The sequence below is a fragment of the Paramylibacter ulvae genome (assembly GCF_014652655.1).
In the GTDB taxonomy this organism is placed as follows: Bacteria; Pseudomonadota; Alphaproteobacteria; order Rhodobacterales; family Rhodobacteraceae; genus Amylibacter; species Amylibacter ulvae.
This window is the reverse complement of record NZ_BMZF01000004.1, coordinates 34573-47862: the sequence shown is the minus strand read 5'-3', so window position 1 is coordinate 47862 and position 13290 is coordinate 34573. Positions and strand designations below refer to the sequence as shown.

Annotated in this window: 15 protein-coding genes; 6 read left to right on the top strand and 9 right to left on the bottom strand. The window is 49.3% G+C overall.

What is annotated here, in order from left to right; genetic code table 11:
• Positions 1-12: 12 nt before the first annotated feature.
• Together IE094_RS08750 and IE094_RS08745 are read right to left on the bottom strand one after the other, a co-directional pair.
• Entirely contained in the window at positions 13-777 is a 765-nt protein-coding gene (locus IE094_RS08750; protein ID WP_189640326.1) for a hypothetical protein, read from the bottom strand.
• Positions 778-835: 58 nt separating this feature from the next.
• Positions 836-1564: a response regulator gene (locus IE094_RS08745; protein WP_189640325.1), complete on the bottom strand. Its 729-nt coding sequence runs from the start codon at positions 1562-1564 to the stop codon at positions 836-838.
• 143 nt (positions 1565-1707) lie between these two features.
• On the opposite strand from IE094_RS08745, the gene mce reads away from it, so the two are divergent.
• From mce to IE094_RS08720, 5 genes are all read left to right on the top strand, one after another.
• Positions 1708-2112: a methylmalonyl-CoA epimerase gene (gene mce, locus IE094_RS08740; protein ID WP_189640324.1), complete on the top strand. Its 405-nt coding sequence runs from the start codon at positions 1708-1710 to the stop codon at positions 2110-2112.
• Positions 2112-2384 (top strand): DUF1467 family protein, encoded by a 273-nt coding sequence (locus tag IE094_RS08735; protein ID WP_189640323.1) that lies wholly within the window; start codon positions 2112-2114, stop codon positions 2382-2384. Before mce ends, IE094_RS08735 begins: the two co-directional genes overlap by 1 nt.
• Positions 2385-2419: 35 nt before the next feature.
• Positions 2420-2815 (top strand): hypothetical protein, encoded by a 396-nt coding sequence (locus IE094_RS08730; protein ID WP_229802190.1) that lies wholly within the window; start codon positions 2420-2422, stop codon positions 2813-2815.
• A 192-nt stretch (positions 2816-3007) separates the two neighbouring features.
• Positions 3008-3727, top strand: a complete 720-nt coding sequence (locus IE094_RS08725) for a hypothetical protein (protein ID WP_189640322.1) — start codon at positions 3008-3010, stop codon at positions 3725-3727.
• Positions 3639-4418 (top strand): hypothetical protein, encoded by a 780-nt coding sequence (locus IE094_RS08720; protein WP_189640321.1) that lies wholly within the window; start codon positions 3639-3641, stop codon positions 4416-4418. The genes IE094_RS08725 and IE094_RS08720 overlap by 89 nt, the downstream gene beginning before the upstream one ends.
• 91 nt (positions 4419-4509) lie before the next feature.
• On the opposite strand, the gene IE094_RS08715 is transcribed toward IE094_RS08720, so the two are convergent.
• The 3 genes from IE094_RS08715 to IE094_RS08705 all read right to left on the bottom strand — a co-directional run bounded on the left by IE094_RS08715 (position 4510) and on the right by IE094_RS08705 (position 8755).
• A complete protein-coding gene (locus tag IE094_RS08715; RefSeq protein ID WP_229802217.1) occupies positions 4510-5190 on the bottom strand; it encodes an EI24 domain-containing protein in 681 nt (226 codons plus the stop codon).
• A 119-nt stretch (positions 5191-5309) separates the two neighbouring features.
• Positions 5310-7094: an aspartate--tRNA ligase gene (gene aspS / locus IE094_RS08710; protein WP_189640320.1), complete on the bottom strand. Its 1785-nt coding sequence runs from the start codon at positions 7092-7094 to the stop codon at positions 5310-5312.
• A 209-nt stretch (positions 7095-7303) separates the two neighbouring features.
• On the bottom strand, positions 7304-8755 hold the full coding sequence (locus IE094_RS08705) for a catalase (protein WP_189640319.1): 1452 nt from the start codon (positions 8753-8755) through the stop codon (positions 7304-7306).
• 105 nt (positions 8756-8860) lie between these two features.
• Between IE094_RS08705 and IE094_RS08700 the strand changes: the two genes are divergently transcribed.
• Entirely contained in the window at positions 8861-9796 is a 936-nt protein-coding gene (locus tag IE094_RS08700; protein ID WP_189640318.1) for a hydrogen peroxide-inducible genes activator, read from the top strand.
• Here IE094_RS08700 and IE094_RS08695 read toward each other — a convergent pair.
• The 4 genes from IE094_RS08695 to IE094_RS08680 form a co-directional block, all read right to left on the bottom strand.
• On the bottom strand, positions 9791-10609 hold the full coding sequence (locus IE094_RS08695) for a DUF2059 domain-containing protein (protein ID WP_189640317.1): 819 nt from the start codon (positions 10607-10609) through the stop codon (positions 9791-9793). The two genes, IE094_RS08700 and IE094_RS08695, sit on opposite strands and share 6 nt — an antisense overlap.
• A gap of 49 nt (positions 10610-10658) precedes the next feature.
• A complete protein-coding gene (locus IE094_RS08690; RefSeq protein ID WP_189640316.1) occupies positions 10659-11297 on the bottom strand; it encodes an aminotransferase class IV family protein in 639 nt (212 codons plus the stop codon).
• Complete coding sequence (locus IE094_RS08685) at positions 11258-12412, bottom strand: aminodeoxychorismate synthase component I (protein ID WP_229802188.1); 1155 nt, start codon at positions 12410-12412, stop codon at positions 11258-11260. The genes IE094_RS08690 and IE094_RS08685 overlap by 40 nt, the downstream gene beginning before the upstream one ends.
• 78 nt (positions 12413-12490) lie before the next feature.
• The gene (locus IE094_RS08680; RefSeq protein ID WP_189640315.1) at positions 12491-13240 is read right to left on the bottom strand and encodes a tetratricopeptide repeat protein; all 750 of its coding nucleotides are present in this window, start codon (positions 13238-13240) and stop codon (positions 12491-12493) included.
• Positions 13241-13290: the final 50 nt, after the last annotated feature.

The window sequence follows — 13290 nt, the reverse complement described above, 5'->3', positions numbered from 1 at the left end:
CGCGGCTTGCCGTTACGCGATTTCGCGCCCTTCCACACAGGCGCCATAAATGGTGGTGATTAACGACAACCCCACCATCGTTGCAACCCATTGAAACGCACCCATCACAACCGCGCCGATCACATTCACGGGCAGGAATGATTGCAATACCTGTCCGGTGATGCTGAATATCAACGACATCAAAACAGCCGCGACAAAGATATCTTTGCTACGGCTTTCCGTGTGTTTCCAAGCCTGTGCAAATGTCATTTCGCTCCCGATCGCGGTGGCGGGTAACACCATCGCCAATCGTGTCGACAACCAGATAATACCTGCAAACAACGCGATCATACCAAGCCCTGATAAAATCGGCGAAACCGCTGCCAGCATCCCCACGATCATCATGGGGATGATTGCGATTCCGATGATTAACAACCCCAATAAAATTGATTTCCAAATATACGCCATCACACGTGCACGGTTCCACGCGGGCACAACACCTTGGGCGTATTCTTCCAACAATACAAATCGATGCCACGCAACCGCGATCCACGACAACGACAAGATGGTGACAACAACAATCAACAATGCGCTGATCGTGGCACCCCCCGCGCGTTGTGCCATTTGTGCAGGGTCTTGTAATTGTGCCGCGTCAAAACCGCCAGTGATAGAGACCATCAACGCCGTGACAATCACAAATTGCACGATATAAATAACCGCGCTCACCCGAACTGCATCGTTGATATTGTCGCCAACCATCGCAATGGCTTTTTTAAAAAATACTATACCCGTTTCCATAACGCACCTCTATAATTTGCGGCGATTATAGGTGGCGTATCACAAAATCCAAGCGCATTCAGACCGATGCCTGTGTTAAACGCCCACGCACTAGACATTGCAAATCGCGCAGATTGCTTTTCCAATCATCACCGGCCAGTCGCGCCGCAAACCGCGTTGCGCATTCCATCATTTCCTGGTCATGCGCCACGCGCGCAACGGATTGCAAAAATTGTGCGGTGTATTGCAACACCTCGTGATCCGCGCGAATAATTGCGGCATCCATCATTTTGGCAATGTCGCGCAAATCTTCTTCGTATGCGTCTTCATCTGGTTCAACCGCATCGCCCGCAACCCGCGGTACAAAATCCGCCGATTTTTCGCTCGCATCCAATACCGACAACACCGATTGTTGAAATCCTGCCAAATCAAAGAACGGTTTTTCGATGAATTGCGCCGCGCCAGATGCCAGCGCATCGCCGCGCAAATAATCTGCACCGCTCATTGCGATCACCTTTGGCGCCCCTTGCCCGATCGCGACAATTTGGGTGATAAAATCCACACCAGATCCATCTGGCAGGCCCATATCAACGATCACCACATCGGGGCGGTAAATGCGGATATGTTTGCGCGCCGATTCCAAACAATCCGCACGGCGCAAACGCGCACCGCTGCGAATGGCCAACAGTCGCACCGCATCGGCGAAATAACGGCTGTCTTCGATCAACAGAATCGTCAACCCCAACAGCGGGCGTTTGGCGGTTCTGCGCGGGGCTAAGTGATTGTCATCACTGGCAAATTCTTCCATTTTCGGTTCTCCAGTCAAATTGCAGCGTATTTTTATAAAACCAATTGAATCCTAATATCGCCCTAACGCCGCGCGCATTTGCCCCGCTAATTCCCTTGCAAGCCTAAATCCATTTGGCCTAGATACCCCCAAAGGAGACCACAATGATTGGACGATTAAACCACGTGGCCATCGCAGTGCCAGATTTGAACAGCGCGATGGCGATGTATCGCGATACATTGGGTGCAGATGTGGCAGAACCATTTGATCAACCCGAACACGGTGTGACGGTGGTGTTCATCACCCTGCCCAACACAAAAATAGAGCTGATCTATCCACTGGGTGACGATAGCCCGATCAATAACTTTTTGGCCAAAAACCCCGATGGCGGCATCCATCACATGTGTTATGAGGTGGACGATATCATCGCTTCACGTGACAAACTGATCGCCAATGGCGCGCGCGTCCTTGGCAAGGGCGAACCCAAAATCGGGGCGCATGGCAAACCCGTGCTGTTTCTGCACCCCAAAGATTTCAACGGCACCTTGATCGAATTGGAACAAGTGTAATGAACATCAGCGCCGCACTCGTCCTCTTGGCCGTCACATGGTTTATGGTTCTGTTTATCGTCCTGCCCATCCGCCTGAAATCACAGGGCGAGGATAACAACGTGGTGCCTGGTACTCCTGCCAGCGCCCCGGCCGATCCGCAAATCAAAAAACGCATGCTGATCGTGACGATAATTTCCATCCCGCTCTGGCTGTTTTTTGTGTGGCTGATTTCATCTGGTTTGATCACAGCGGAACAAATGGACATTTACAATATCATTGAATCCAACTAGGGGCAGGTGGAAACCTCTGTTCAAAGGAACATAACATGTCTGTACTTACCGAAGGCGATATCGTCGTACTCGTCTCTGGCTCGCCACGTTTGGCAGTCGAAAAAATCACTGGCAAAGCCATCTCTGTTGTTTGGATCAACGAAGGCAGCGTCAATCGCGATACATTCGATATCGCCCTCATTCGCAAATGGGAGGCCCCAGCAGGTGGCGACCGTGGCGGTGATCGTGGCGGTTTCAAGGGTGGCGACCGCGGTGGTGACCGTGGCGGATTCAAAGGCGGCGACCGTGGTGGAGATCGCGGCGGCAAAGGCGGCTTTAAGGGCGGTGATCGCGGTGGTGATCGTGGCGGCGACAAGGGTCGCGGCAAACCGTTCGAAGGCAAAAGCTTTGACAAACCCAACAAAGACAAATCATTCTTTCGCAAAGATTGATCCGTTGGGCGCGGTAACGCGCGGGTAAAGAATTAGGAGACGGTCAAGGGAAACCTTGGCCGTTTTTTTGTGAATAACGAGCAAACAAAAAACCACCTATAGTTGAAAAAATTTTATTTTCTTGCTATTGTGCCACAATATTTAAGTAATTGAAAAACAGAGTAATAAATTTGCTCGGAAGAGAATTCGAGAATGAATATATTCAAGAGTGAAACTGCGCCTTTTGCTATTGTCATTTTCGTCGCTGCGCTAGGTTGGTATATTTCAACTTTGCAAGAGGCGTTAAGTGACCGGCTTTCATTGATATATTCTTTTTCAAAATCTCAATCTGGCTCTGTATTTCGACTTGAAAACATATCTAGAGAAAATGTTTTCGAAGGTGAATTTACGCTCACGTGCCTATCGCAAGATAGTTCGGCTCCCTGCTTTGACGTGTCTAATAATAACAAACCACAATACCGTATTGTAACACCTTATAATTTATCAAACGAAATCGACCCAACGATGTCGCCTCTAGGTGGCACCATAAAAGTTACGGCTTGGATTCCTCCCTCCGCATCGGTCGAGATTATTTTTCAATCTGACTACCCCCTAAAGAACTTTCGGTTCCAGTACTTTCCTTCAAAAAACGTTGTATCTAAAGAAAGCAATCCAAAGTTCTTTGAAAAAAATTTGCAAAGCAGTGTTATCAAACACTTTGATTCAGCCCTCATCTACGCTTTTGCCATTACATCAATTGTCTTCGCAATTTATGTGGCCAAACACCTTCTCAATGAAATTAAGCCTTACTTTAAAAAAATCGTACCAAATGGGAGACGACAAAATGCGCAAGCTGAAACTTCCAATACCCATAGTCCTAGCGGCACTGGTAGCGCCCCTCCAACTAGCGAGAGCTCAGGAATTTCAAATTGAGTTTAATACTTATTCTTCTCTATCCAAAGAAACTGGCGTTCAAGCAGATATAAAAGTCATCTATCCAGACGATTCAATTCAAGAGTTTCGCACGAACGAAAACGGCTATCGAAACGCAAAGCTGAAAATGTGTGATGCTAACGTCAAAATCGAGGCACGCTCGATCTGGGGAACACATACGATGGCGCGCAAAAATTGCGATCCTGTGCCAGTAGAGCTCGAAATGACCCCGACAATCCAAGCTGGGTTAGTTGAAAGTGTCTTAAGGCGGATCAGTCAAGAAAATCAGGAAAGCTACCCAATTACCTCAAGGAATTATTTTGTAGAGTTCCAACAAGCAGTCGAATCCGCAAATGTTTCAAAAGCAGCAGAGTCAGCAAATAACCTCCAATGGTCTTTGCTAAACGAAGGGCGTTCAATATCCGCTTACGAATTTGGGGTTTTTGCTCAAGCAGCTGGCTTTGCATCATTCGCAAATATAGAAAATTCGTCGATCAATTCTATAGGTCAAATTGAAAATTCTTTGATGGTCGTAGATTACCAACGCGACCTGATAGTGATGTCAAACAACGGCAAGTCATATCTAGAAAAAGCACAAAATGAATTAGGTATATTTCCAAGTGGTTCATGGGATGCACAAACTTTTCGCTCTTTGAGTGATGCAGAAGCCTTACGTGAACAAAGAATGTAAACCTAGTCTTTTTGCCCTTGAACCATGCCCCCCATCTGTCCGCCACGTGTCCCCCGCATGTCCGACGGATGTCCTACACCCAAAATCGGGGCTATTTCGCGGTGTTGATACGGTGAAACAGGTGGGTAAATGTGGCCACACCCAGCACGGGGATGAACAGGTTTATGAACGGAACCGACAGCGGTACCGCCATCAAAAATCCTGCCAGGAAAATCTGAAATCGGTGTTTTTTACGCATTGCATTTGCGCCCGCACGGCCCAGTTTTCGCATCGCGACAAGTTGGAAATATTCACGCCCCAATAACATCCCATTCACCGCCCAAAACAGGATCGGTGCAATCGGTGTAAATATCAAATACAGCACCAGTGCGCACAGGTTCACCACCACCAACAATGCCAAAAATTTCGCGCTATCAATCAGCATATCCATGAACGGAACGGGGCTGACATCCGCCAGCGTGGGGTAATGTTTATCCTCCACCGCATCGGCCACTTGTTCCAAAAAGAACCCTGTGAAAATTGATGCCACAGGCACCATTAAAAACACCGACATGCCGATCATTGCGAACAGAACAAAGCCAGACAACAGGCTGCTTAACCAAGCAATTTCGCCGACCCAAGGCAGGCTAATCGTATCGGGTAAAATCCATTGCACCCCCATGGTCACGGTGGCCAGCAACGCAACCGTCAACGCCACGCCATATCCCATGACGCGCAAAAATCGGCTATCATTTAATTGTGAAATGGCTTTCTGAAAATCGCTGAATATCATCGGTTTCATCCTTTGTTAGAATGCAACCTAATCCTTATTCGCAAAATTTCCAGCAACGACTTGCCCAAAGTTTTGTGATCGGGCAAGTCTTTGATTTTATGTCGCAAATCTGCGCAGAATTATTTATCCTCTGCGGGAATAACCCGCAGGTGCAATTCACGAAGCTGTTCATTTGTCGGCTCTGATGGGCCGCCCAGCATCAAATCTTCGGCGCGTTGGTTCATCGGGAACATGATCACTTGGCGGATGTTTGATTCATCGGCCAACAGCATCACAATACGGTCAATCCCTGCCGCACAACCACCATGGGGTGGCGCGCCATATGTGAACGCATTGACCATCCCGCCAAAGCGTTTTTCAACCTCTTCTTTGGGGTATCCCGCGATTTCAAATGCCTTGTACATGATTTCGGGCTGGTGGTTTCGGATCGCACCCGAAATCAGCTCGTAACCGTTACAGGCCAGATCGTATTGGTAACCCAAAATCGTTTCGGGGTCTTCTGCGCTCAACGCATCCATCCCGCCTTGTGGCATGGAAAATGGGTTGTGGCTGAAATCGACCTTGCCGCTTTCTGGATCGCGCTCATACATCGGGAAATCGACGATCCATGCGAATTGGAAACTGTCCTTATCGGTCAATTCCAGCTCTTCGCCAATCACGGTGCGCGCACGCCCCGCAACCGATTCAAATGCCGCTGGTTTGCCGCCCAAGAAAAACGCAGCATCGCCAACCGCAAGGCCAAGCTGTTGACGGATCGCCTCTGTACGCTCTGGCCCGATGTTTTTTGCCAACGGCCCCGCGGCCTCCATCCCTTCGCCCTGATCGCGCCAGAAAATATAGCCCATGCCGGGCAACCCTTCTTGTTGCGCAAATTTGTTCATCCGATCACAGAATTTCCGCGACCCACCCTTGGGCGCCGGGATCGCACGAATTTCAGTGCCTTCGTTTTCCAAAAGCTTGGCAAAAATTGCGAAACCAGAGCCTGCGAAATGTTCAGACACAACCTGCATTTTAATCGGGTTACGCAGGTCTGGTTTATCGGTGCCATACCACAGCGCGGAATCTTTGTATGAAATCTGTGGCCAGTCTTGAGACACGGGGCGACCCTTGCCAAATTCCTCAAAAATACCCTTAACCACTGGCTCAATCGTATCGAACACATCTTGTTGATTTACAAAGGACATTTCCAGATCGAGCTGGTAAAAATCGGTTGGGCTTCGGTCGGCGCGCGGGTCTTCGTCACGGAAACACGGTGCGATTTGGAAGTATTTATCAAAACCCGCGACCATGATCATTTGTTTGAACTGTTGCGGGGCTTGTGGCAGGGCGTAAAACTTGCCCGGGTGCAGGCGTGATGGCACCAAAAAATCGCGTGCACCCTCTGGTGATGATGCGGTGATAATTGGCGTTTGAAATTCGTTGAAACCCTGTCCATCCATGCGGCTACGGATGGATTTCACGACGTTTGAACGCAGGATAATATTGTTGTGCAATGTTTCACGGCGCAGGTCCAAGAAACGATATTTCAGGCGGGTTTCTTCGGGGAAATCTGGTTCGTCGAACACTTGCAATGGCAATTCTTTGGAGGCGCCCAACACTTCCATATCACGCACAAAAATTTCCACTTCGCCCGTGGGAATGTTTTTGTTTACCAATTCTGGTGCGCGTGCCTTTACCTCGCCATCAATGCGAATGCACCATTCTGAACGGACCTTTTCCAGTTCAGAAAACGCAGGGCTGTCGGGATCGGCCAAAACCTGTGTAATGCCGTAATGATCGCGCAGGTCGATGAACAAAATCCCGCCGTGATCGCGCACACGATGCACCCAACCAGACAGGCGAACATTTTCGCCAACATGTTTCGCGTTAAGATCTGCGCAAGTATGGCTGCGGTAGCTGTGCATCGGACATCCCTTCAAGGGTTTAAATTTGGATTATTCTGTTGCGCTGATACACTTGTTTATCGCCAAATTGTCAAGCCTTGGGCGCATAAAACCGCCAAACAACACGGATCGACGTTGTTTTCCATCGGTTCGGGAAAAACCGCGATCTGACAGAACCAAAAACGGCGCCCCAATGGGACGCCGCAATTTTAATGATCAAAAGTCGTGAATTACGACATGCCATTCAATGCTGAGCGAATGCCGTCTGCGTATTGCTGGCTGATCTTCGCATAGTGGCTCAGCGCCAAATCTACGATATGATCGGGCACGCCCACCATGGATGCGGCGGTGTTTGAATACAGCCGCGCCTGTTGGTCAGCGTTCATCAAATCATGCAACGCGCGTGGCTGACCGTAGTCATCATTGCCATCACGGTGATTGAAACGATCGGCATTTCCATCAAGTGGCAATGCTGGCTCGTTAAAGTCGGGTGATTCAGTTGCGCCACCCATTGAGTTTGGCTCGTAATAGGCATCTTTCGCACCTGTCACCTGACCCAACACATTCATAGCACCATCTTTGTGATAATGATGCACAGGGCATTTTGGCTGGTTCACAGGCAGTTGTTCGTAATGTGTGCCAATCCGATAGCGATGCGCATCCGCATAACTGAATATACGCGCTTGCAGAACCTTATCTGGGCTAAACCCGATGCCGGGTACGATGTTTGATGGGCTATACGCAGCCGTTTCAATTTCCGCGAAATAGTTATCGGCATTGCGGTTCAATTCCAATGTGCCCACGTCGATCAATGGGAAATCGCCATGCGGCCAAACCTTGGTCAGATCAAACGGGTTATATGGTGTTTGCGCGGCTTGTTCCTCGGTCATCACCTGAATTTTCATGTCCCATTTTGGGAATTCACCAGATTCAATCGTACCGAACAAGGATTCTTGGTATCCCTCGCGGGTTTCGCCAATTTTTTGGCCCGCTTCTTCGTTTGTCAAATGCGCGTGGCCTTGTTGTGTTTTAAAGTGGAACTTCACCCAAACACGTTCATTATCCGCATTGATCATCGCATATGTATGGCTGCCGTAGCCGTTCATGTTCATTGGTGTTGTTGGGCAACCGCGATCGGACATCAAGATTGTTACCTGATGCAATGCCTCTGGGCTTTGCGACCAGTAATCCCACATCGCGGTGGCGCTACGCAGGTTGGTGCGCGGGTGGCGTTTTTGCGTGTGGATGAAATCTGGGAATTTGTAAGGGTCGCGCAGGAAAAACACAGGTGTGTTATTGCCAACCAGATCCCAGTTGCCCTCGTCCGTGTAAAATTTCAGCGCAAAACCACGCACATCGCGTTCGTTGTCCGCCGCACCCAATTCACCTGCTACCGTAGAAAAGCGGCAAATCATCGATGTTTGTTTGCCTACTTTGGAAAAAATATCCGCCTTGGTGTATTTGGAAATGTCGTTGGTGATGGTCAATGTCCCGTGTGCACCCCAACCTTTGGCGTGTACAACACGTTCTGGGATACGTTCGCGGTTTTGATGCGCCAACTTTTCGATCAATTGGTAATCCTGCATCAATACAGGGCCGCGTTCACCTGCGGTTTGTGAATTTTGGTTATCTCCGATTGGCGCACCTGCGGTGGTGGTTAATCGCTTGGTTTTGTCAGACATCTGGCTCTCCTCTGGTTATGGAATCAACTGTTCTTAAAAACAGAGTAATCTAGAAAAATGATAATTTAAAATTGCAAAATAATTTAATTTTGATAGGTAAAAGTTATGAAAGTATCTTTGCGTCAATTGCAATATTTCCAAAGTTTGTGTCAGCATGGCCATTTTGGCCGTGCGGCGGCAGCGGCAAATGTATCTCAACCCGCACTTTCCGTAAAAATCAAAGAGTTGGAGGAAACATTGGGCAGTGCATTAATAGATCGCACTGCACGCCCCATATCGCCAACGCCGTTTGGGGCGGATATATTGGCGCGGTCAAAATCAATTTTGACCGATGTGCATGATCTGGAAAATGCGGCACGCCTGAAACGCGGATTACAGGGGCGGTTTAGCCTTGGGGTGATCCCAACCGTGGCGCCCTATCTATTGCCGAGTGCGATTGCCAAAATTCAATCAAATCTGCCTGATCTGGATCTGCACCTGCGCGAAGCACAAACCGACATTTTGCTGGAAGAGTTGCAAAACGGACAGCTTGATGCCTGTGTCATTGCAACCGACGTGCTCAATGATAATTTGCGCCAACGCCATTTGTTCGATGACCGTTTCATGTTGGCCATACATGCCGACCAAGCGGCGGCAATGTTTTTAGCAGATGGTGAAATCGCGCTCACCGATATGGCACCCCTGAAATTGCTATTATTGTCAGAAGGTCATTGTTTGCGCGACCAAGCACAAAGCCTGTGCCGTTATGCTAGCCAAGAAACATTGAACCAAATCGGGGCGAGTTCATTGTTAACCCTCACGCAACTTGCGGCGGGGGGGTATGGTGCTACATTATTGCCCGAACTTGCGTTTGATCCATCGTATCGCGATGAAAACCTATCGGTATTACGATTGGCCGAACCCCAACCCGATCGCAAAATATCGTTGGTCACGAAACGCAACTTGGATCGCGCGATGGACGTCACCCAAATCGCCGATATCCTCGCCGATGCAGGACGCGAAAAAACAGAGGCAACCCGCGCCTGTTTTCCCAACCTATAATTTACGTGCCGATGCGCGCTTCACCAGTTCACGGCCCAATTTGCGTGAAAAACCGTTGATCATTTCATTTTCGACATCACGCACAGTACGATACAGTTTTTGTGCGAGGTCAGATTTCAAAAATTCCACATATTCTGCGAACTCTTCATTGGATGCGTTTTGATATGTGAACGCGGTGCCATTCAAAATGTCCAGCTTCATACCATTGGCGATTTCATCATGTTGCGCCGCCATATGACGCAACACTTGTTGTTCTGTCACACCCAATGGATTGTCGCTCGCACTGATCATCCCCATGGTCAGCGCAAACCCCATATTCATCGCACCCGCCGTGCTATTTTCAACAATGCCCAGCGCATCGATCAAATCATTGATTTGCCCCAGACGTTCTGGATTTACCTCTGACAATTCTTGCAAAATACCGGGGCCATAGGTTTCGGCCATACCAATACTTTCCACACCATTGGCCGCATTTTCCAACTGCGTCATTTCATATCCGATGCCCGATGAAAAATAAGTAGTCAGCGTTTCGGACTGCGTTGCAGTCAACGCATTTGTCAGCGCCTCTGCTGTGGCCTGCATGATGGCGTCTGGCTGGTAAACTTGTTCAACAACCACGTCCCAATCGTCAAAAACCTCGTCGCCCATATCGGGTGCGTTATCTTTGACGGCCTTCATTTGTGGCACCAAGCTGGCAATCGCCACATCAAATCCCATCAGGGTCAACAATTTACCACCGCGCGTGTCTTCATAGGCCTGCACAGATGTCGCAATTGTAAAAACGATGGCGACACATGAAATAAGATACCGCATTGAACTCTCCTATTGTTTCGCACAGCTTTGCGTATTGCGGCTCAGCCTGTCAAATCAACTTGGCACGAATAAGGCCGCGGAGCGAATTGCCAACATAAATCGCACTGGCCACTTTCAAATCAGCGGGTGTTAAAATTGCTTCGCGAACGCGATGTTCATCCAACATGGATTGGCGCAAAATACCAGGCAGCAAACCCGATTGCAGCGGCGGCGTGCATAACTGGCCATCAATCTCCACAAACAGATTGGTAATCGCACCCTCGCACAGTTCCCCCCGTTCGTTTTGATAAATATATTCATCCACCCCATCGGGCAGATTGGCGCGATCCTGATCATATCCAGCGCGCTGGTTTGTTTTTACCCTTAACCACGGATCATCCGATTGCAATCGGCGCGGTGCAATTGCGACATTCCAATCGCGCGCAATCGGTGTGAACGCGAATGTTTCAACCACAATCGCACCTGTTTTTGCAATCGTTAAGCGCACGCGGCATGTGGCATCACCAACAGCCGCCCCCAAGGTTTGCAACGCATCTGCACGATCAAACGAAACCCCGAGCGTTTCACAACTACGCGCCGCGCGATCCAGATGCAGCCCAAGACGCACGAATCCGTCCTGCCCATCAAACCGCAAGGTTTCAATTACAATCAGCCCATCGGGCGAATTTTGGTATAGCGTGCTTTCCACAATGCTTCCTCATATTCGCTGTCCGCGGTTGAATCATAAACAACCCCGCCACCTACGTTTAGTCGCACCGATTGATCGTCAAACAGGCTTAATGTGCGGATTGCCACATTAAACGCCATTTCCCCAGATGGTGCGATCCACCCAATGGACCCGCAATAAATATCACGCGGGAATGGTTCCAGATCATTAATCACTTCCATCGCGCGCAACTTGGGCGCGCCTGTGATCGATCCACAGGGGAACAGCGCTTGAAACAGATCTTCTACGCTTAACCCATCTTGCAAATCCGCCTCGACCAGCGATGTCATCTGATGCACGGTGGCGTAACTCTCGATGGTGAACAATTCAGGCACACGCACCGATCCCACCTTGGCCACGCGTGAAATATCATTGCGCAACAAATCCACAATCATCAGGTTTTCCGCACGGTTTTTCTCATCACTTTGCAAGAATGCTTTGAGATCGGCATCCTCACCCGCGGTCTTGCCCCGTGGTACCGTGCCTTTCATCGGGCGCGTTGAAATCACACCCGCTGCGTCCACTTTGAAAAACAGCTCTGGCGAGCGGCTCACCAATATCGGCCCCTGCCCCAGTTGAACAATCCCACCATAATTCACAGGCTGCCCATGGCGCAATGCGGCGTAAAGACCAAGGGGCGAACCTTTGAATTTACTGTCCATCGGGAATGTCAGATTGGTCTGATAAAAATCACCAGCGGCGATATATTCCGCCACCTGCGCAAATGCAGTACCATATTCATCCGCTGACCATTTGGGGCTTGGCGCATCCAGTGTCGCTTGCGCCGCTTCACTTTGTGCGCGATGCATCAACCCACGCGTTGCGGCCATTTCCACACCATCAAACACGCCAAAACATAACAACGGGCTTTGCCGTCCCTCTGGCATACGCGGCGCCAATCGCGGCTCAAACACATAGCCAAGCTCGTATGACGCAAACCCCGCCAGCCATTTACCAGCCGCTCGCGCCGCCTCGATGCGCGCAAACGCATCCGCCACATCGTCCGCGTCCCATGCGACAATCACTTCGCTTGGATCAACAAATCCCGCCAAATCACCATTTGGCCCCGTGTCAAATATGATAAACCGCTCGCTCACACGCCATCCCTTACTTGCACACCTATGTAATCACCCGATCACATCTATGCCAGAGAGAAACGTGAAATATGCCGCGTATTACAACTTCTTTGCAAGCTCTTCTAATGAGAATAACTGTTCTATCTTGTTGGCAAGTTCACGCAGGTTTTGCGTAATGTTTGCATTATCAATTGGCGATTCAGAGATTGGCTCAATGCCCTGCTCTTGAAACATTGCATTCATCGCCTTTCGCGACGCAACACCGCCCTTTTCAATGAACCTTGCAAACGCCCGCGCGCCTTCTTCGGGGCGTCCAGCGGCACTATATGCTACCCCACGGATCAATTCATCTGTATCCATACCCAAGATGTGTTTGCCGAAGAAAAATAGAAACGTATCCCATAGGTCACTTCGAGCTGCTCGTGCGAGCAACGCTGCTTCCACATCTTTCTCGATATAAATCTTTGCTTGTGTATCATCGTTCAACTTAAAATGCGCCATTGCCAACAGGATATGCCTTGCTTCATGTTCTGGCTCCAATTGTGCTACTGTGGTGAATGCCGCCAATGCCTTTTCATAATCGCCCGTCTGTTGAACATGTAACAAACCAAGAAAAAAATATGGCAGCTGTTTGTTCTCCCACCGTTGTGCGGTTTCGTTCAAAAAGCCAACCAACTGGTCATAATTTTGCGCTTTCAAATGCATTGCCGAAACACCATTTAGTGCGGCGTAATTCGAAGGTTTCATTTCCAGCACCTGCTGAAAATCACGCAATGCTTTGCCATATTCACCGCGTTTTTTATAAAACTTTGCACGGTTCAAATATGTGTGGAACCGCGTTGGCCGCAACGCAATTGCCGTTTCAAAATCGGCCTCTGCCGCATCAATATCACCTGCTG

Bases quoted from the DNA above. Each gene is read 5' to 3' on its own strand.
- IE094_RS08695 (WP_189640317.1), bottom strand. From the start codon at position 10,609: ATGCGGTATCTTATTTCATGTGTCGCCATCGTTTTTACAATTGCGACA.
- IE094_RS08750 (WP_189640326.1), bottom strand. From the start codon at position 777: ATGGAAACGGGTATAGTATTTTTTAAAAAAGCCATTGCGATGGTTGGC.
- aspS (WP_189640320.1), bottom strand. From the start codon at position 7,094: ATGCACAGCTACCGCAGCCATACTTGCGCAGATCTTAACGCGAAACAT.
- IE094_RS08730 (WP_229802190.1), top strand. From the start codon at position 2,420: ATGTCTGTACTTACCGAAGGCGATATCGTCGTACTCGTCTCTGGCTCG.
- IE094_RS08735 (WP_189640323.1), top strand. From the start codon at position 2,112: ATGAACATCAGCGCCGCACTCGTCCTCTTGGCCGTCACATGGTTTATG.
- mce (WP_189640324.1), top strand. From the start codon at position 1,708: ATGATTGGACGATTAAACCACGTGGCCATCGCAGTGCCAGATTTGAAC.
- IE094_RS08720 (WP_189640321.1), top strand. From the start codon at position 3,639: ATGCGCAAGCTGAAACTTCCAATACCCATAGTCCTAGCGGCACTGGTA.
- IE094_RS08705 (WP_189640319.1), bottom strand. From the start codon at position 8,755: ATGTCTGACAAAACCAAGCGATTAACCACCACCGCAGGTGCGCCAATC.
- IE094_RS08725 (WP_189640322.1), top strand. From the start codon at position 3,008: ATGAATATATTCAAGAGTGAAACTGCGCCTTTTGCTATTGTCATTTTC.
- IE094_RS08700 (WP_189640318.1), top strand. From the start codon at position 8,861: ATGAAAGTATCTTTGCGTCAATTGCAATATTTCCAAAGTTTGTGTCAG.
- IE094_RS08715 (WP_229802217.1), bottom strand. From the start codon at position 5,190: ATGATATTCAGCGATTTTCAGAAAGCCATTTCACAATTAAATGATAGC.
- IE094_RS08745 (WP_189640325.1), bottom strand. From the start codon at position 1,564: ATGGAAGAATTTGCCAGTGATGACAATCACTTAGCCCCGCGCAGAACC.